The organism is Paraburkholderia sp. WC7.3g, assembly GCF_050436345.1.
GTDB lineage: Bacteria > Pseudomonadota > Gammaproteobacteria > Burkholderiales > Burkholderiaceae > Paraburkholderia > Paraburkholderia podalyriae.
Window position 1 is genome coordinate 3,228,966 of the sequence record NZ_JBNDMA010000002.1, and the last position, 18,810, is coordinate 3,247,775.

Below are 18,810 nucleotides of genomic sequence, written 5' to 3' on the forward strand. Positions count from 1 at the left end.
CCCAGCCCCGGTTTCCGACCGGCGGCCCAGTATCGCGTTTTCGTCGTCCGGTCGACACCCGTTCCACGGTCTCTCCCCCGGATGATGAAAATGTTGAAAAACCCTGCTACCAAGTACCGTTCGTTCAAGCCGATCAATTTGACGGATCGCCAGTGGCCGTCGCGCACAATCACGCGCGCGCCGATCTGGATGAGCACCGATCTGCGCGACGGCAACCAGGCGCTGTTCGAGCCGATGAACGCCGAGCGCAAAATGCGCATGTTCAAGACGCTGGTGCAGATCGGCTTCAAGGAAATCGAAGTCGCGTTTCCGTCGGCGTCGCAGACCGATTTCAACTTCGTGCGCGAGCTGATCGAGGGCGGCCATATTCCCGACGACGTGACGATCGAAGTGCTCACGCAGGCGCGCGACGATCTGATCGAGCGTACTTTCGAATCGTTGCGCGGCGCCCCCCGCGCGATCGTCCATCTGTACAACGCGACCGCGCCGGAATTCCGCAAGATCGTGTTCGGCCTCGAAAAGAGCGGCGTGATCGAACTCGCGCAGAAGGCCGCGCGCACGATGAAACGCCTCGCCGACGCTCAGCCGCAAACGCACTTCACGCTGCAGTACAGCCCGGAAGTGTTCAGCGGCACCGAGCTCGAATTCGCGAAGGAAGTCTGCGACGCGGTGTTCGACATCTGGCAACCGACGCCCGGGCACAAGGCGATCGTCAATCTGCCGGCCACCGTCGAAATGGCCACGCCGAACGTCTACGCGGACCAGATCGAATGGATGCACCGCAATCTCGCGCGCCGCGATTCGCTGATCGTCTCCGTCCACCCGCATAACGACCGCGGCACGGCCGTCGCGGCCGCGGAGCTCGCGGTGATGGCGGGCGCGGATCGCGTCGAAGGTTGCTTGTTCGGCAACGGCGAGCGCACCGGCAACGTCGACCTCGTCACGCTCGCGTTGAATCTGTACACGCAGGGCGTCGATCCCGAACTCGATTTCTCGAACATCAACGAAGTCGCGCGCACCGCCGAAGAATGCACGCAGTTGCCGGTGCATCCGCGTCATCCGTATGTCGGCGATCTGGTCTTCACCGCGTTCTCGGGCTCGCACCAGGACGCAATCAGGAAGGGCTTCGCCGCGCAGAAGCCGGACGCGATCTGGGAAGTGCCGTACATGCCGATCGATCCGAGCGACCTCGGCCGTACCTACGACTCCGTGATTCGCGTGAACAGCCAGTCGGGCAAAGGCGGTATCGCGTATCTGCTCGAGCAGAGCTACGGCGTCGTGTTGCCGCGCCGTCTGCAGGTGGACTTCAGCTCGGCCGTGCAACGTTTCACCGATCAGAGCGGCCAGGAAGTCACGCCCACGCAGATCTGGGAACTGTTCCAGCAGGAATACGTGCGCACGGCGGAGCCGCTCCGCTATATCAGCCACAGCCTGTCCGAGCATGAAGGCCGCGAGCACATCAAGCTCAACGTCGAAATCAACGGCACGCCGCGCGTGCTGACCGGCGCCGGCAACGGCCCGCTCGACGCGCTGATGCACGCTTTCGACGTGCCCGTGCGCATCCAGCACTACGAGGAGCGCGCGCTCACGCAGGGCGCCGATGCGCGCGCGATCGCAATCGCCGAAATGGCCGGCGCCGATGTGGCCGGCAGCGCGTTCGGCGTCGGTGTCGATGCGAATCTGATCACCGCGTCGATTCGCGCGGTGATCAGCGGTGTCAACCGCGCCTATGCACGCGTGAACGCGGATGCCCAGCAGCGCTTCTTCGACGCCGCGCTGAGCGACGCGACGGTGTAAGGCCGCGGTCTGCCGCGTTGAATCTGCGGCGCGCCGCAGGTTCGTCGGGCTGACGGCAACAGACAAGGGGCGCTTCGACGCCCCTTGTTTTTTAACGTAGGTTTATCCGCGTCAGCGTCGGCCGACGTTCAGTGAAACACGTCCCGGCCGAAGTACTTCAGCGAAATGCGCTGATAAGTACCGTCTTTTCTGATGCCGGCGAGCGCGTCGTCGATCGCCACCCGCAGCTTCGGATTGCCCTTGCGCATCAGTACGGCCGACTTGTCGCTGCTGTCAGGCGACGTATCGACCGCGACGACTTTGATCTTCGCGTCGGGCTCGCGCTTCCTGTAGTCGAGAAACGACAATGAATCGTTGACGGTCGCGTCGACGCGGCCCGCTATGAGCAGATCGATCGATTCGTCGAAGCCCAGCGCCGGAATCACCTGCGCACCGTGCGCCGCCGCGATCCTGCCGACGTTGCTGGTCGGCGTATTGGCCGATTTCCGGCCCTTCAGGTCATCGAAAGATTTGATCGTCGTATTGTCCGACGCGACGATCAGCACCGCATGCGATGTGATGTACGGGTCCGAGTAATCGTATTTGAGCTTGCGATCGTCGGTGATCGCGACCTCGTTGATCACCGCGTCGTAACGATTGACGTCGAGACCGGCGATCAGCCCGTCCCATTTGCTTTCGATGAATTGCGGCCTGACGCCGAGACGCTGCGCGATCGCGCTGGCGAGTTCGACGTCGAAGCCGGTCAGCTTGCCCGCGTCGTCGTGGTAGGTGAACGGTGCGTAAGTGCCTTCGGTGCCGATCCGGAACACGCCCGATGCCTTGATCTTCGCCAGATCGTCGGCGCTCGCCGGATGCGCGAGTGCGGCCTGCAACAGCGCGATCATCGCGAGTGAACGAATCGGCTTCATCGGACGGCTCCGGCTCAGTGGCTGCGCAGATCGCGGACTGCCGCGTTTGGCGGGCGATACCGACGCGCGGCCGGCTGCGTGGGCCGACTGTAGCAAACCATCCGCGATTTTCAAAGCGCTTCGCGCGTGGCCGCGCCGGCGCCCGCTCAGTACGTCTCCAGATGCAAGCGCCCTTCGCGCTTCAGCTTCGCCCACAACGCTTCCCAACCGAGCCGATGCTGCTCGCCGATGTCCTTGAGCGCCTGCAGCACGCCGTCCTCCATGCCTTTGAGGCCGCACACGTAGATATAGGTGTTGTCGTCCTTCAGCAGGTTCGCGACGTCCGAGCCGCGTTCACGCATCGCGTCCTGCACGTAGCGCTTCGTCTGCCCCGGCGTGCGCGAAAACGCGAGCGTCGTGTCGATGAAATCCTTCGGCAGATTGGTCAGCGGTCCAAAGTACGGCAGCTCCTGCTGGGTGCGCGCGCCGAAGAACAGCATCAGCTTGCCGGTCGCGCCTTTCAGACGCTTGCGCCGGCGATACTCGGTCATCGCGCGCATCGGCGCGGAACCGGTGCCCGTGCAGATCATCAGAAGATGCGAGTTCGGATGATTGGGCATCAGGAAGGTGCTGCCGAACGGGCCGATCACGTTGACCACGTCGCCCTTCTTCAGATCGCACAAATAGTTCGAGCAAACGCCGTCGATTGCGTCGCCGTGCTGCTGCGACACACGCTTGACCGTCAGCGACACGTTGTTATAGCCGGGCCGCTCGCCGTCGCGCGGACTGGCCACCGAGTACTGGCGCGCGTGATGCACGCGGCCGTCGGCGGCAACTCCCGGCGGCAGAATGCCGATCGACTGGCCTTCGAGCACCGGAAACGGCATCGAGCCGAAATCGAGCACGATGTGATGGATGTCGCTCGATGTCGCGCCGTCGGTGAGCCGGTAGTTGCCGACCACCGTCGCGGTGGTCGGCGCGTGGTGCGTGTAGAGATTCACGTACGGCTTCGCGGCCGACCACGGCGGCACGACCGCGCCGCGCATGGTGTCGACTTCGATGCCGTCCGCCTCGGCGGAGGCGTCGCCCGAAGCGCAAACGGCCGCCGCTTCTTCCGCCGGCACCGCCATCGTGTTCTGCTCCGGCAGCACGTCCCACTTGAACTGCTCGTCGATCGAATACGCGTCGGCCTTCGGCACCGTGCGCCAGTTGTCGATCGCGCCGGTCGGGCACGGCGGCACGCAGGCCATGCAGCCGTTGCAGACTTCGGCCTTCACGACGTAGTTGTTGTCGTCGTGCGTGATCGCGTCGATCGGACAAGTCTCTTCGCAGGTATTGCAGCGAATGCAGATCTCCGGATCGATCAGATGCTGCCGCATGACTTCGATCGATACTGGGCCGTTCATGACTTCCTCCACCTGGTAATACGGCGCGCGCGGCGTGCCTTTCGTGCGTCGCCTGCTTCAGTTGAAGCGCACGTATTCGAAATCGACCGGCTGACGGTTCACGCCCATCGCGGGCGGCGCGATCCAGTTCGCGAACTTGCCTGGCTCGGCGACGCGGCCCATCAGCGACGCGACGAACGCGCGGTCTGCGGGCGTCGCGAGCCAGTTCGCTTCGTTCGCGGCCCATTCGGCTTCGCTGAGCACGCGGCCATCGGGCGACACCCGCGTGCCCGCGAACGTGCCGATCTGCCGGTTGAACGCCTTGTGCGGCACCGTCATCCGAAAGTCGATGCCGGCCTTCTCGAGCACCTTGTTCCAGCGGCCGACGCCCGCGACCGAGTCCTTGATGTAATCGTCGCGCAGTACTTCGTTCATCGCGTTGAGCATCGGCACCTCGCGCTCGACGAGCCTGCCGTCCTTCACGTCGAGCAGCTTGTAGCCATGCTCGTTCAGGCGATGATCGTCGTCGCGCTTGCCTTCCTCGTAGCGGCCCTTCAGACCCGAGCTATAGAACGTCGCCGCGTTCGACGAATGATCGGCGCCGAACAGGTCGATCGTGACCGAATAATGGAAGTTCAGATAGCGTTGGATGGTCGGCAGATCGATCACGCCGGCCGCGCGGATCTTCGCGGCATCGTCGGTGCCGAGCTCGTTCATCACCTGAGCGCTGCGCTGGATCACGCGCGACACGCCCGATTCGCCGACGAACATGTGATGCGCTTCCTCGGTCAGCATGAACTTCGTCGTGCGCGCGAGCGGATCGAAGCCCGACTCCGCGAGCGCCGACAACTGGAACTTGCCGTCGCGGTCGGTGAAGTACGTGAACATGTAGAACGCGAGCCAGTCCGGCGTTTTCTCGTTAAACGCGCCGAGAATGCGCGGATTGTCTTCGTCGCCCGAGCGACGGCCGAGCAATGCTTCGGCCTCCTCCCGGCCGTCGCGCCCGAAGTAGCGATGCAGCAGATACACCATCGCCCACAGATGACGGCCCTCCTCGACGTTGACCTGGAACAGGTTGCGCAGATCGTACAGCGACGGCGCGGTCGAGCCGAGATGACGCTGCTGCTCGACCGAAGCCGGCTCCGTATCGCCCTGCGTGACGATGATGCGACGCAGGTTCGCGCGATGCTCGCCGGGCACGTCCTGCCACGCGGCTTCGCCCTTGTGCTCGCCGAAGTGGATCTTGCGATCCTGCTCGCCCGGCGTGAGGAAAATGCCCCAGCGGTACTCCGGCATTTTCACGTAATCGAAGTGGGCCCAGCCGCCCGCGTCGACGCTGACCGCGGTACGCAGATACACGTCGTAGCCGTGCGAGCCTTCCGGGCCCATATCGCCCCACCATGACAGAAAGTTCGGCTGCCATTGCTCGAGCGCGCGTTGCAGCGCGCGGTCGTCGGCGAGGTTGACGTTGTTCGGAATCTTTTCGCTGTAGTTGATCGAGGACATGGTCGGTTCCCTGGGACGGTTCCTATTCGAAAGCTGCACTGGCGTGAGGCGCGTATCGGCAAGCGACGTCGTTCAGTCGGAGTGAGCGCGGCGCATCTCACACGCGCGACACATCGAATTGCGCCTTGCTGCCCTTGCCGTACACCTTGAGCGCACCTTTCTCGCCCACTGCGTTCGGCCGGTTGAAAATCCAGTTCTGCCAGGCGCTCAGACGGCCGAAAATGCGCGTCTCCATCGTCTCCGGCCCGTTGAAGCGCAGATTCGCTTCGAGGCCCGTCAATGCATCGGGCGACATCGCCGCGCGCTCCTCGAGCGCGATGCGGATTTCATCAGCCCAATCGATGTCGTCCGGCGACGCGGTGACGAGACCGAGCCGCTCGGCGTCGAGCGCCTTGACCGGCTGGCCGATCAGCGCGCGTACTGCGTCGAGCGGCTCGGCTTCTTCGTAGAAGCGTCGCGCGAGCCGGGATTGATGCGTGACCATCGGATACAGACCGAAGTTGACTTCCGTCAGCGTGATCGCCGGCTCCTCGTCCTCGTTCTCGGGCAGCGCGGCCATGTAGGTGCGATCGGCGGCGAACGCGAGTTCAGCGAACGTACCGGCAAAGCATGAGCCAGCTTCGACCAGCGTAAAGACGGAGCGCGACGACACATCGATGCGCGCGAGCGTGCGGCGCAGCATGCCGATCGTTTCGCGCACGAACCAGTGATCCTTGTGCTGCAGCAGCGTCGCGTCGACCGCGAGCAGGTGGCGCGCGTCGCCTTCGGTCTTGAACACCCAGGTGCCGATGTCGAGCGCGTTGGTGCGCATCGACAGGATCGCGTCGTCGAGTTCGCGCGCGAATTGCAGCGGCCACCAGTTCGCGCCGGCCGCGACGATCGCGGCGAGTTCGCCCGGTTGCTCGGTGTGCGGCGCGCGCGCGGTGAAGGTCGCCACCCGTTTCGCGCGATCGATCGTGACGTCGACCGTTCGATAGCCGATGCCATCTTCGCGATCCGTGCGTTCGATGCGCGCGAGCGCGACGCCTGGCGCTCCGGCTGGACGATCGCTGTGCGCGGCCAGTTCGAGCGCGCGTGCCTGAATCGCCTCTTCGAACCGGTTCGGCTTCACGACTTCGTCGACGAGACGCCAGGCCTTCGCGCGTTCGCCGCGCACGCCCTCGACCACCGTGCAGAAGATATCCGCGCGATCGTGGCGCACCTTGCGCTTATCGGTCACGCGCGTGAGTCCGCCGGTGCCGGGCAGCACGCCGAGCAGCGGCACTTCCGGCAGCGACACCGAAGAGGAACGATCGTCGATCAGATAGATTTCGTCGCAGGCGAGCGCGAGTTCATAACCGCCGCCCGCGCAGGCACCGTTCACCGCGGCGAGAAACTTCAGACCCGAATGGCGTGACGCGTCTTCCAGCCCGTTGCGGGTTTCGTTCGTGAACTTGCAGAAGTTGACCTTCCATGCGTGCGACGACAGCCCCAGCATGAAGATATTCGCGCCCGAGCAGAACACTCGATCCTTCAGGCTCGTCACCACCACCGTGCGGACTTCCGGATGCTCGAAGCGAATGCGCTGAATCGCGTCGTGCAGCTCGATATCGACGCCGAGATCATACGAATTGAGCTTCAGCTTGTAGCCGTCGCGAATGCCGCCGTCCTCGGCGATGTCGAGGCCGAGCGTCGCGACCGGACCGTTGAAGCTGAGCTTCCAGTGCTGGTACTGCGACGGATCGGTGCGGTAGTCGACCGGCGCGGCCTGAGCAACGGCGGGGGGTGCTGTGGACATGGGGCGTCTCCTGACTGGACGATGCAATCTGTGATTGCACAATAGTGCATCGTCATTATCCACGCAAAGCACTTTAATGCCTTTTACGGGGAAACCCTGGCGTGTGCGCCTCGTCAGTTCAAGCGCGCTTCGTCGGGCGCTTGCGCCGCGAGACGCGCGGCGAGACGGTCCCGCAACTGCAGGTAGGCATCGGCGAGCGTCTTCTCGCTGGTGTCGAACGTCATGTCCGCGCGCCCGTATAGCTCGGCGCGCCCGGCGAGGATGCGCTTCAGGTCGTCCATTGCCTCGCGGCTTCCGGACATCGGCCGCAGATCGCCTTGCGCGACGACGCGGCGCATATGCTCGTCGGGCGTCGCCTGCAGCCACACGGTGAAGCAGCGCGACAGCAGCACGTTGAACGTGCCCGATTCCGACACGAGCCCTCCCGGCGACGCGATCACCGCGTGCGAATGCTCATGGACCACCGCCTCGAGCGCACGATGCTCGTAACGTCGATACGCGCTCGCGCCGTACAGCGAATGGATCTCCGACGGCGGACAGCCCGCGAGCTGTTCGATCACGCGCGTCAGCTCGATGAACGGCACCTTGCGCTCCTGCGCGAGCATGCGTCCGAGCGTCGACTTGCCGGCGCCACGCAGGCCGATCAGCGCGATGCGGTCGTTGCGGTGCGGGTCGCGCGGCGCCTGCGCGAACATCTCCGCGAGCGCGATGCGCGCACGTTGCAGCGCCGCCTGGTCGCGGCCCTGCAGCAGCTCGCGAATCAATAGCCATTCGGCGGACGCGGTGGTCTCATCGCCGATCACCTCGGCGAGCGGGCAGTTCAGCGTGATCGCGAGCTGCCGCAGCACCAGCACCGACGCATTCCCGACGCCCGATTCAAGGTTCGCCAGATGTCGCTCCGACAAACCGGTTTCGGCCGCCAGCGTCTTGCGCGTCATGCCGCGGCGCGCGCGCAGCAGACGCACGCGCTCGCCCATCGCGGTCAGGAACGGGTCGCGCTCTTCACGCTCGCCGCCACGTTCGGCCGTGCGCTCACCCGCGCGCTGGGGGCGTTCGACGCGGGCTGCGTCGTCGGCGGCTTCGTCCAACGGTGCGGGAGGGTACTTTTGATTCATGTTTTGCGACCTCGTGACTTCGATACATGTACTATAGTGCTTGACACGCATCAGGTGAACGGTTTAATTTTCGCCAAAAGCTGATCGAATCACAAACACAGTCATGCGTCGCCTGGCGTTCCGGCGGCGTCACGCAGACAGCGCCGCAACACGCGTGAGCGCTCCTGGAGTCTCGCATGTCCGCACAGGAATTCCAGCGCCTGATCGCAGGCGTCACTGGGCAACTCGCCGGGCGGCCGCTCGACGATTCGCTCGCGACCTGGCTGAACGACACCTGGGCCGCCGACAGTCCCACCTTCGACGAACTGGCAAACGCCTGTCGCAACGGCGTCGCCGAAGGCTGGCTGTGCAACCGGGCGGCCGGCGGCATCCGCTACGGCCGCATCTTCAACGCGCTGCCCGACACGCATGGCTTTTCCGTCGACGTCGTCGACATGCAGGACATTGTCGGTCCGCACCACGTCCATCCGCACGGCGAAATCGATCTGATCATGCCGCTCACCGCAGGCGCGACGTTCGACGGCCATCCGGCCGGCTGGTGCGTGTACGGCCCCGGCTCGGCGCATCGTCCGACCGTCGCGAACGGCCAGGCGCTGGTGCTGTATCTGCTGCCGCAAGGGGCGATCGAATTCACGCGCGCGTGAGCAGCGACTGGCAAGCATCGAGCGGTTCACGAGCAAACAACAGCCGGACCGTGCCCACGGATGGAGGAGACATATGGAAGCCCTGCAGGAAACGAGCGCGCCGCAGCCGGTCGCGCCGCCGCCCCCGCTGTTCAACTTCGCGACGCATCTGTTCCAGTTGAACGAAGCGCGCGCGAGCAAGCTCGCCTATATCGACGACCACGGCGCGATGACCTACGGCGAGCTGGAACAACGCGCGCGGCGCTGCGCCACCGCACTGCGCGCGCTGGGTGTGCATCCCGAGGAGCGCGTGCTGCTCGTGATGCTCGACACCGTAGCGCTGCCGGTCGCGTTTCTTGGTGCGCTGTACGCCGGCATCGTGCCGGTCGTCGCGAATACCCTGCTGAGCGCCGCCGACTATACGTACATGCTGACGCATAGCCATGCGCGAGCGGTCATCGTTTCGCAACCGCTGCTACCTCACGTGACGGACGCGCTGTGCAGCAGCGACGACGACGGCTGCCAGCTGATCGTCTCGCAGCCTGCCAGCTCCGCCGAGGCGCCGCTTGCCCCGCCTCGCTTCGAAACGCTGGTCGACGCCGCAGCGCCCGCGGCCAAGGGCTGTGCGAGCAACGCGGACGACATCGCGTTCTGGCTCTATTCGTCGGGCTCGACCGGCAAGCCGAAAGGCACCGTCCACACGCACGCGAATCTGTACTGGACCGCCGAACTGTATGCGAAGCCGGTGCTCGGCATCGTCGAGAGCGACGTGGTGTTCTCGGCGGCGAAACTGTTCTTTGCGTATGGGCTCGGCAACGCGCTGACGTTTCCGCTGTCGGTTGGCGCGACCGCGATCCTGATGGCCGAGCGCCCGAGCGCCGATGCGATCTTCGCGCGCCTCGTCCGGCATCGTCCGACCGTGTTCTACGGGGTCCCGACCTTGTACGCGAACATGCTGGTGTCGCCCAATCTGCCCGCGCGCGCCGACGTCGCGATACGCGTGTGCGCGTCGGCGGGCGAGGCGTTGCCGCGCGACGTCGGCGAACGCTTCACCGCGCACTTCGGCGCCGAGATTCTCGATGGCATCGGCTCGACGGAAATGCTGCACATCTTCCTGTCGAATCGCGCGGGCGAAGTCGAATACGGCACGACCGGGCGCCCCGTGCCGGGCTACGAAGTCGAGTTGCGCGACGAAGCGGGGCGGCCGGTACCCGATGGCGAAGTCGGCGATCTGTTCATCAAGGGGCCGAGCGCGGCGCTGATGTACTGGAGCAATCGCGAGAAAACGCGCGCGACCTTTCTCGGCGAATGGATCAGAAGCGGCGACAAATATCGGCGTCTCGCGAACGGCTGCTATGTCTACGCGGGCCGCAGTGACGACATGCTGAAAGTGAGCGGCCAGTACGTGTCGCCGGTCGAGGTCGAGATGGTGCTCGTCGCGCATCCCGCGGTGCTCGAGGCCGCGGTGGTCGGCGTCGATCATGGCGGGCTCGTGAAATCGCGCGCGTTCGTCGTGCTCAAGCGCAACTTCATTCCGTCCGACGTGCTCGCGGACGAACTGAAGGTCTTCGTCAAGGAGCGGCTCGCGCCGCACAAGTACCCGCGCGATATCGTGTTCGCCGACGATCTGCCGAAAACCGCCACCGGCAAGATTCAACGCTTCAAGCTGCGCGAACAGTCATAGGTGATTCATTGATGCAGAACCGAGCTACCGCCGCTGCCGCTTCCCGCGCGAGTGCCGCCAGCAGCTTTGCCGAACTGCCCGCCACCGCGTCGCATGGGCCGCTGCGCATCGAGTACCGCTGGGTCGACGAGCAGGCGAATGCTCAGGCGGACGATCCGCCGATCGCGGTATTCCTGCACGAAGGTCTCGGCTCGATCGCGATGTGGCGCGACTGGCCGCGGACGATGTGCGAGCGTCTCGGCATGCGCGGGCTCGTCTACTCGCGGCCCGGCTACGGACTCTCGACACCGCGTGCGCCTCACGACAAATGGCCGGTCGATTTCATGACCGCGCAGGCGCGTGACATCCTCCCCGCTCTGCTCGACGCGCTCGATGTCGAGCTGCGGCAACGTCAGCGCATGTGGGTGATCGGCCATAGCGACGGCGCGTCGATCGCGCTGCTGTACGCGGCGCTCTTTCCCGATGCGCTCGCGGGCGCGGTCGTGATGGCGCCGCACGTATTCGTCGAAGACATCTCGGTGCAAAGCATCGCCCAAACGAAACAGCTTTACGAAACCACCGAGTTACGCGCGAAGCTCGCGCGCTATCACGCGGACGTCGATTCCGCGTTCTACGGCTGGAACGATATCTGGCTCGATCCCGAGTTCAGGCGGTGGTCGATCGTCGAGGCGCTCGCGCCGATCCGTCGACCGCTGCTCGCGATCCAGGGCCACGACGACAACTACGGCACGATGGCGCAGGTCGACACGATCGCCGCGCACGTGCCGCACGCGCAACTCGTCAAGCTCGACGCATGCGGACACTCGCCGCATCGCGACGCGCCCGCCGCGCTCAACGACGCGATCGCGGCGTTCGTGCGCGCGCACCGATAAGCGGCACCCTGCCTGTTACCGATACTTCATAAAAATTACATGGATCGGCGATTATGCTGCGGCATCGCTGACCTCGGCACATCGATGGCGAGGCATCCCTTCCCCGCCCGGAGACAGTGCCATGCCCTTCGTGTCGAAGCCGATCCGTGCGCCGCGGCGCAAACGATTGACGCTCGCTGTGGCCGTCATCGCGCTGTGCGCGCTGGCGAGCGCATGCAGCAACGACGACCCGCCCGCCAGCACGACTACGATCAGTTCCACAGGGCATGCCGCCGCTAACCCCGGCGACCCATCGAACGCCACGCCGCCGGCCGACTCCGCGCCGCCGACGCTGACGGTCCAGACACCGGCGGCGCCCGCGTCCGAAGCCGCCACGGCGATGTCCGCCACCTCGCCGCCGCTGGCCAGCCCCGTCATCCATAGCGTCGATTGACAATCGCGCCGCGCGCGGCCGCTAGCCTGGCTTCGCGCGGCCGACGCAGCAGCGCCGTTCCAGTACCGCAATTCCTTGTCCCCGTGCCGTTCTCGTCCACCGAAGATCAAAGCCACAACCATGACCTCAAACAATCGCCGTGATTTTCTGCGCTCGGCCGCGCAAGCCGCCGGTTCCTTCACCGCGCTAAGCATGCTGCCGCCGGGCATCCGCAATGCGCTCGCGATTCCGGCCAACAACCGGACCGGCACGATCCGCGACGTCGAGCACATCGTCGTGCTGATGCAGGAGAACCGCTCGTTCGACCACTACTTCGGCACGCTCAAAGGCGTGCGCGGCTTCGGCGACACGCGCGCGATCAACCTCGCGAACGGCCAGCCGGTGTGGTATCAGCCGCTCACCACCGACACCGCCGGCGCCAGCTACGTGCTGCCGTTCCGTCCCGCCGCGCCGAACCTCGGTCTGCAATTCCTGCAGGATCTCGCGCACGACTGGGGCACCACGCACGCGGCATGGAACGGCGGCCGCAACGATCAGTGGGTGCCATCGAAAGGCGCGACCACGATGGCTTACCTGACCCGCGACGACATCCCGTTCCACTATCAGCTCGCCGACGCATTCACGATCTGCGACGCGTATCACTGCTCGCTGATGGGCCCGACCGATCCGAACCGCTACTACATGTGGAGCGGCTGGGTCGGCAACGACGGCAGCGGCGGCGGTCCGGTGATCGACAATTCGGAACTCGGCTACGGCTGGTCGACCTACCCCGAAGTGCTGCAAAACGCGGGCATCTCGTGGAAAATCTATCAGGACATCGGAACCGGGCTCGACGCGAACGGTTCGTGGGGCTGGACGCAGAACGCGTACATCGGCAACTACGGCGACAACTCGCTGCTCTATTTCAACCAGTACCGCAACGCGCAGCCGGGCAACCCGCTGTACGACAACGCGCGAACCGGCACCAACGCGGCGAACGGCGACGGCTACTTCGACATCCTGAAGCGCGACGTGCAAAACGGCACGCTTCCGCAAGTGTCGTGGATCGTCGCGCCCGAAGCGTACTGCGAGCATCCGAACTGGCCCACCAACTACGGCGCGTGGTACATCGATCAGGTGCTGCAGATCCTCACGTCGAACCCGGACGTGTGGAGCAAGACCGTGCTGCTGATCAACTACGACGAAAACGACGGCTTCTTCGATCACATCGCGGCGCCGTTCGCGGCCGCGTCGAGCGCGAACGGTCTGTCGACCGTCAACGTCACGCACGACATCTATGCCGGCGATGCGAAGAACGTCGCCGGGCCCTACGGGCTCGGACCGCGCGTGCCGATGCTGGTGGTCTCGCCGTGGTCCAAAGGCGGCTACGTGTGCTCGGAAGTGTTCGACCATACGTCGGTGATCCGCTTCATCGAAAAGCGCTTCGGCCAGCAGCACAATCTCGGCGAATCGAACATCACGCCGTGGCGTCGCGCGGTGTGCGGCGATCTGAGCTCGGCGTTCAACTTCGCGAATCCGAACGCTTCGGTGCCGTCGCTGCCGAGCACGAGCGGCTACGTGCCGCCCGACCAGAACCGTCACCCGGATTACGTGCCGCAACCGCCGACGGTGCAGACGGTGCCGAAGCAGGAACCGGGCGTTCGCCCGGCGCGCGCGTTGCCGTACGAACTGTTCGTGCGCGTCGACGAAGGTTCGAACGGCAAGCTGGCGATGCGCTTCGTCAACACGGGCCGCGCGGGCGCGGTGTTTCTCATGTACGCGGCGAACAGCGCTGACGCGCCGCGCAGCTATACCGTCGAAGCGGGCAAGCATCTGCAGGACTCGTTGCTGGTCAATGCCGATGGCAGCTACGACTTCAGCGTGCACGGCCCGAATGGTTTCCTGCGCCGCTTCGCGGGCAAGCTGGTCGCGCGCAATGGGTGGAATGGTTCGGATACCGCACGACCGGCCGTCGCCGAAGGCTACGATGTCGCGAACGGCAATCTGCAACTGCGCCTCGAGAACGTCGGCAGCGCGCGTTGCCAGTTCACGATCGTCAACGCCTGCGACGCGAACCACGTGATCACGCATTCGGTGCGCGGCGGCGACACCGACAATGTGTACCTCGATCTGCGCAACGCCTACGGCTGGTACGATCTGACGATCACCGTCGACACCGACCCGACGTTCGCGCGCCGCTTCGCGGGTCACGTGGAGACCGGCAGTCAGAGCATGAGCGATCCGGCGTTGGGCGGCTGAGCGTCGCTGTCACCCAACTGTGCAACAGCAACGGCCGCTGGCTCCTCGAACACAGCGGCCGTTTTTTATCCAGCTCACGAACGCAAACCCGCAGACGCGCGCGCGTCTACGACTCGAAATCGAGCCCGCCAATCAGCGTCACCGGCTCACCCTGCGTATGCGTGGAGAAATCGAGTTCGCGCGCCTGGGTCCACGCATTGAGCTTGCGCGGCAGCGCGGCCAGATATCGGGCGAAACGCGTCGCACCGTGCTCACCCATCAGCCCTTCTATTTCGCCGCTGTCCCAGGTCAGATACAGATTCAACGGATGCGGGTAATGGCCGAGTTCATCGAGCGGGGCAGCATGAATTCGCACGCGGGTGGGCTGCCCGTGTGCGCCGTGCGGCAACACGTCGGTTTGCACGGTCTTCGCGAAGCACGCGGCGATCGCCTCGGCAATACGCGGCGCGAACTCCTGGTCGAAACGAATTGCACTGTCCGGGCGCATGCAACTCTCCGTTGTGATTCTCATCGTGGGTCGGTCATCGTAGCAGACTCAGTTTTTCGCCGGTGGAGTCGCGTCCGGTCCATGCGTCACCGCCTCGCGCAGCGCCTTGCGGATCACCTTGCCGGTGGCCGTCATCGGCAGGCTTTCGACGAAGCGAATCTCGCGCGGATATTCGTGCGCGGCCAGACGCGTCTTCACGTGCTGCTGGATCTCGCGCACGAGCGCGTCGTCGCCGACGAAGCCGGCTTTCAGCACGACGAACGCCATCACGATTTCGGTGCGCTCGCGATCGGGCGCGCCGACCACCGCAGCCATCGCGACGGCCGGATGACGCAGCAGCGAATCCTCGATCGACGCCGGCCCGATCCGGTAGCCGGCGCTCGTGATCACGTCGTCGCCACGGCCGACGAAGCGAATGAAGCCGTCCGCGTCACGCGTGCCGAGATCGCCGGTCAGCAGAAACTTGCCGCGGAATTTGTCGTTGGTGGCCGCAGCATTGCGCCAGTAGCCGACAAACATCACCGGATCGGGCGCGGCCACCGCGATATCGCCGATCGCGCCGGGCGGCAGTTCGTTGCCGGCGGCATCGATGATCGCGACATGGTGCCCCGGCACCGCGCGCCCCATCGCGCCGGGGCGCGGCTCGAATAGCGCCGCGCACGACGACACCACGACGTTGCACTCGGTCTGCCCGTAGAACTCGTTGATCGTCACGCCGAGCGCCTCGCGCCCCCAGCCGATCAGTTCCTCGCCCAGCGATTCGCCGCCGCTCGCGACCGATTGCAACGCGAGACGCAGATGGGCGGGCCGCTCGACGCCGCGCATCATCTTCAGCGCGGTCGGCGGCACGAACGCATGGGAGACCGCGTGACGCGCGAGCAGATCGAACGCGGCGTGGCCATCGAATTTCGCAAAGCGGCGCGCGAGCACCGCGACACCGTGATGCCACGATGGCAGCAGCACGTCGAACAGACCGCCGATCCACGCCCAGTCCGCGGGCGTCCACATCAGCGTCGCGTGCGCGGGAAAGCCCTGCTGCGACATCTCGACGCCGGGCAGATGTCCAAGCAACACGCGATGCGCGTGCAACGCGCCCTTCGGTTTTCCCGTCGTGCCCGATGTATAGATGATGATCGCGGGATCGTCGGCGGCGGTATCGACCGGCGTGAAATCAGCGGGGGCGCTATTCAACGCATGCCAGAACGACCGCACGGGCGCGTCCAATGCTTCGTCGTCCTGCTCGATATCGACACTGAACACGTGCCGCAACCCGGGCAGCGCGCCGCGAATTTCGTCGACCTTTTGCACGCCGGCGTGATCGGTGATCAGCGCCACCGCGCCGCTGTCGCCGAGCCGATGCTCGATCGCGTCCACGCCGAACAGCGCGAACAGCGGCACCGCGACCATGCCGGCCTTGTACGCGGCGAGATGCGCGATGGCCGTTTCGATCGATTGCGACAGAAAGATGCCGATGCACTCGCCGCGCCGCGCGCCGAGCGCGAGCAACGCATTGGCGAAGCGGTCGGATAGCGCTTTCAGTTCGTCGAACGTATAGCGGGTCGCGCGGCCATCGGCGTCTTCGGAGATCAGCGCGACACGCCCCGTGCCATCGGCCCATTTGTCGCAGGTGTCGACGCCGATGTTGTAGCGCGACGGAATACGCCATGTGAAATTGGCCGTGAGCGAATCGTAAGTCTCGTCGTCGAGGTTCATCACGTCTCCTTGATATCGTCTTTATCTCTGCGTGGCGCGCATGCATGGCTCATTGGTTGCTATACGTACGCGTGGTCGGTCTTCTGCAGTTTAGCCGACGATCCCGCGCTATTCGTTGATGCATCACCACCCGCAACTGAATTCGCCACATACGACATAGTCCCGCCCATAATCGCCGACATGGTGCGAGGAACTCAACGTTTCGCGACAACTCCTGTGCGATTCAAGCCCTTTACGTATGACCTGTGCGATGCCCGTCTAGGATCGTTACACCGGTCCGGCGCGCATGTTGCGCTGCATGATCGTTACCCTGGATGACATATGCGCAAGGCAAGATTTGCATCGTTCTGGCACGGTCCCGAACTTTCTCCTTACGAAATCGCCTGTCTCAAATCGTTCGCGCTGTACGGCAGCGAGGTCGCGCTTTATAGCTATGAGCCGATCGCCGGTCTGCCGCCCGGCGTGATCGCGAAGGACGCGACCGCGATACTGCCGCGCGATTCGCTTCACGATTTCCCGATTCACGGCGTACCGTCGATGGCGCATTTCACCGACTATTTCCGCTTTGTGATGTTCACGAGGACCGACGAGATCTGGGTCGATACCGATCTGCTGCTGTTGCGGGATTTCGATCTCAACGCCAAGGGCGACCTGATTGGGCGAGAGACCTCATCAAGCATCTGCACGGCGATGCTGCGGCTCGACCCGGATCAGCCGCGCTTGCACGAACTGATCGAACGTGTCGAAGCAATGAAGGGCACGGCACTGAAGTGGGGCGACACGGGCCCGCGTCTGTTGACCGCCGTCTACGGCGTGAAGGCGGGTCTTCCCGAAAGTCTGTTCTATCCGGTGCATTTCAACGATTACTACAAGGTGTTCCTGCCGCGCTATTTCGACGAGTGCGCGGCGCTCTGTTCCGACGCGTACACGCTGCATCTGTGGAACAACCGTGTCGTCAAGATGGGACTCTTCAAGCGCATCGGGCCGCCCGTTGGCTCGTTCCTGCATCACGTGTTCGAGCAAACCGGCGCGAACGAGCTGTTTCGCGAGTTCTATCCGGCGAGCGTGATGCAGGCGATGATCGACAACGCGGTGGGCAAAGTCGGCAGCGATGAAGGCGTGCGCAAGCTGCTGCGCGTCGGCGTGCCGATGGTCACGACGGCCATCGCGCGCAGACTCGGCGCCTGAGTTCGCCGCTTCAGTTCGCGCCGCCCGCGCCCGAGCCCTGCGCCTGCTCCAGCACGAAGTCGATGAACGTCGCCGCCGCGCGCGTGTGATGCCGGTTCGCCATGTACAGCATGTACATGGGCGTGCCGAAGATGCTGAGCCGCCACCCATCGAGCGCGGTCAGCACGGCGCCGCGCTTCAAATCGTCCTGCACCACGTAGTCGCAACTGCCTGCCGATCACGGCCGCGGTAATCAGCGGCGCGGTGCGCAGGTCGTCGAGCGTCGCCGGCAGGCTGTGTATCCGTGCGAGTTCGGGGGACGCGCAGGCCACGTACGCGGCAGCGATGCACAGAAACGTCACTAGCTGCCACGCATTCTCGATGGTTCCGACTGGCGGTGCCAAGGTTATTCGGAGCCGGGCGCGGGCTCCGATCTTGCGTCGGTCAGCACGACGGCGGTGCGCGGCAAGGACGCGAAGGGCGAGCACTACATCGTCAATGGCCAGAAGACCTGGACCACGCTCGGTCATTACGCGAACATGATCTTCTGCCTCTTGCGGACCGCGACCGGCGTGCGCAAACAGGAAGGCATCAGCTTTCTGCTGATCGACATGAACACGCCGGGCGGCGACGCGCAGAAGGCGGTGCTGGGGTCGTTGATCGACGGCTCGCGGCTCGTTGCGCTTGCGCACGACGAACCGGACAGCCATTACGCACTGGCTCGGGTCGCCATGACGCGCGCGCGGCGCAGCGTCATGGGCAACCGCGGCGCGTGGACGTTAAACGGCGCAAAGGCCGGCGTTCAGCATGGCGAGCATGCTCAGATGTTCCTCGTCTCGACACGCACGAGCGGCAATGACGATGCCAAAGCCGGCATCACGCTGTTTCTGGCGCCGACGGATGCGGCGGGTATCAGCGTGCGCGGCTATCGCAAGATCGACGGAGGACGCGCGGCCGAAGTGATGTTCGACAACGTCACGCTCGGCGACGACAGCGTGTTCGGCTCAGTGGACCAGGGCTTTGCGACGCTTGAATATGCGGTGAATTGCGGCGTACTCGCGCTGTGCGCGGAAGCGGTCTGGAGCGGTTTGTGGCGCTGGGGGCTCGAGGGTGATGATTCGCGTGC

General features: G+C 64.8%; 14 protein-coding genes and 2 pseudogenes. 7 read left to right on the forward strand and 9 right to left on the reverse strand.

Going from position 1 to position 18,810, the window contains the following annotated elements; genetic code table 11:
- Nucleotides 1–90: 90 nt before the first annotated feature.
- Nucleotides 91–1,797, forward strand: a complete 1,707-nt coding sequence (leuA, locus tag OKW43_RS26235) for a 2-isopropylmalate synthase (RefSeq protein ID WP_429450660.1) — start codon at nt 91–93, stop codon at nt 1,795–1,797.
- Between the two features lie 128 nt (nt 1,798–1,925).
- Here the strand turns inward: leuA and OKW43_RS26240 are convergent, their stop codons facing one another.
- From OKW43_RS26240 to OKW43_RS26260, 5 genes are all read right to left on the reverse strand, one after another.
- Nucleotides 1,926–2,705 (reverse strand): amino acid ABC transporter substrate-binding protein, encoded by a 780-nt coding sequence (locus tag OKW43_RS26240; protein ID WP_187634942.1) that lies wholly within the window; start codon nt 2,703–2,705, stop codon nt 1,926–1,928.
- Between the two features lie 146 nt (nt 2,706–2,851).
- A complete protein-coding gene (gene boxA, locus OKW43_RS26245; protein ID WP_429450662.1) occupies nt 2,852–4,090 on the reverse strand; it encodes a benzoyl-CoA 2,3-epoxidase subunit BoxA in 1,239 nt (412 codons plus the stop codon).
- Nucleotides 4,091–4,147: 57 nt separating this feature from the next.
- Nucleotides 4,148–5,575, reverse strand: a complete 1,428-nt coding sequence (gene boxB, locus OKW43_RS26250; RefSeq protein ID WP_187634940.1) for a benzoyl-CoA 2,3-epoxidase subunit BoxB — start codon at nt 5,573–5,575, stop codon at nt 4,148–4,150.
- 97 nt (nt 5,576–5,672) lie between these two features.
- Nucleotides 5,673–7,352: a 2,3-epoxybenzoyl-CoA dihydrolase gene (gene boxC / locus OKW43_RS26255; RefSeq protein WP_187634939.1), complete on the reverse strand. Its 1,680-nt coding sequence runs from the start codon at nt 7,350–7,352 to the stop codon at nt 5,673–5,675.
- A gap of 113 nt (nt 7,353–7,465) precedes the next feature.
- Complete coding sequence (locus tag OKW43_RS26260) at nt 7,466–8,467, reverse strand: helix-turn-helix transcriptional regulator (protein ID WP_429450664.1); 1,002 nt, start codon at nt 8,465–8,467, stop codon at nt 7,466–7,468.
- Nucleotides 8,468–8,643: 176 nt separating this feature from the next.
- On the opposite strand from OKW43_RS26260, the gene OKW43_RS26265 reads away from it, so the two are divergent.
- The 3 genes from OKW43_RS26265 to OKW43_RS26275 all read left to right on the forward strand — a co-directional run bounded on the left by OKW43_RS26265 (nt 8,644) and on the right by OKW43_RS26275 (nt 11,646).
- Entirely contained in the window at nt 8,644–9,111 is a 468-nt protein-coding gene (locus OKW43_RS26265) for a DUF4863 family protein (RefSeq protein ID WP_429450666.1), read from the forward strand.
- Nucleotides 9,112–9,184: 73 nt separating this feature from the next.
- A complete protein-coding gene (locus tag OKW43_RS26270) occupies nt 9,185–10,774 on the forward strand; it encodes a benzoate-CoA ligase family protein (RefSeq protein WP_429450668.1) in 1,590 nt (529 codons plus the stop codon).
- Nucleotides 10,775–10,785: 11 nt separating this feature from the next.
- Nucleotides 10,786–11,646 (forward strand): alpha/beta fold hydrolase, encoded by an 861-nt coding sequence (locus OKW43_RS26275; RefSeq protein WP_429450670.1) that lies wholly within the window; start codon nt 10,786–10,788, stop codon nt 11,644–11,646.
- 51 nt (nt 11,647–11,697) lie between these two features.
- Here OKW43_RS26275 and OKW43_RS26280 read toward each other — a convergent pair whose 3' ends face one another.
- Nucleotides 11,698–12,195: a hypothetical protein gene (locus OKW43_RS26280; RefSeq protein ID WP_429450672.1), complete on the reverse strand. Its 498-nt coding sequence runs from the start codon at nt 12,193–12,195 to the stop codon at nt 11,698–11,700.
- A 4-nt stretch (nt 12,196–12,199) separates the two neighbouring features.
- On the opposite strand from OKW43_RS26280, the gene OKW43_RS26285 reads away from it, so the two are divergent.
- Complete coding sequence (locus OKW43_RS26285) at nt 12,200–14,317, forward strand: phosphocholine-specific phospholipase C (RefSeq protein WP_429450674.1); 2,118 nt, start codon at nt 12,200–12,202, stop codon at nt 14,315–14,317.
- A gap of 106 nt (nt 14,318–14,423) precedes the next feature.
- Here OKW43_RS26285 and OKW43_RS26290 read toward each other — a convergent pair whose 3' ends face one another.
- Entirely contained in the window at nt 14,424–14,804 is a 381-nt protein-coding gene (locus OKW43_RS26290; protein WP_187634932.1) for a DUF5594 family protein, read from the reverse strand.
- Between the two features lie 48 nt (nt 14,805–14,852).
- A complete protein-coding gene (locus OKW43_RS26295; protein ID WP_429450677.1) occupies nt 14,853–16,517 on the reverse strand; it encodes an acyl-CoA synthetase in 1,665 nt (554 codons plus the stop codon).
- Between the two features lie 321 nt (nt 16,518–16,838).
- On the opposite strand from OKW43_RS26295, the gene OKW43_RS26300 reads away from it, so the two are divergent.
- Nucleotides 16,839–17,705 carry a hypothetical protein gene (locus OKW43_RS26300; RefSeq protein WP_187634930.1) on the forward strand — a complete coding sequence of 289 codons (867 nt, stop codon included), beginning with the start codon at nt 16,839–16,841 and terminating at the stop codon, nt 17,703–17,705.
- Nucleotides 17,706–17,715: 10 nt separating this feature from the next.
- Here OKW43_RS26300 and OKW43_RS26305 read toward each other — a convergent pair.
- Nucleotides 17,716–18,019, reverse strand: a pseudogene (locus OKW43_RS26305) (LysR family transcriptional regulator); the annotation flags it as partial.
- Between the two features lie 30 nt (nt 18,020–18,049).
- Between OKW43_RS26305 and OKW43_RS26310 the strand changes: the two are divergent.
- A pseudogene (locus tag OKW43_RS26310) lies at nt 18,050–18,763 on the forward strand (acyl-CoA dehydrogenase family protein); the annotation flags it as partial.
- Nucleotides 18,764–18,810 lie beyond the last annotated feature (47 nt).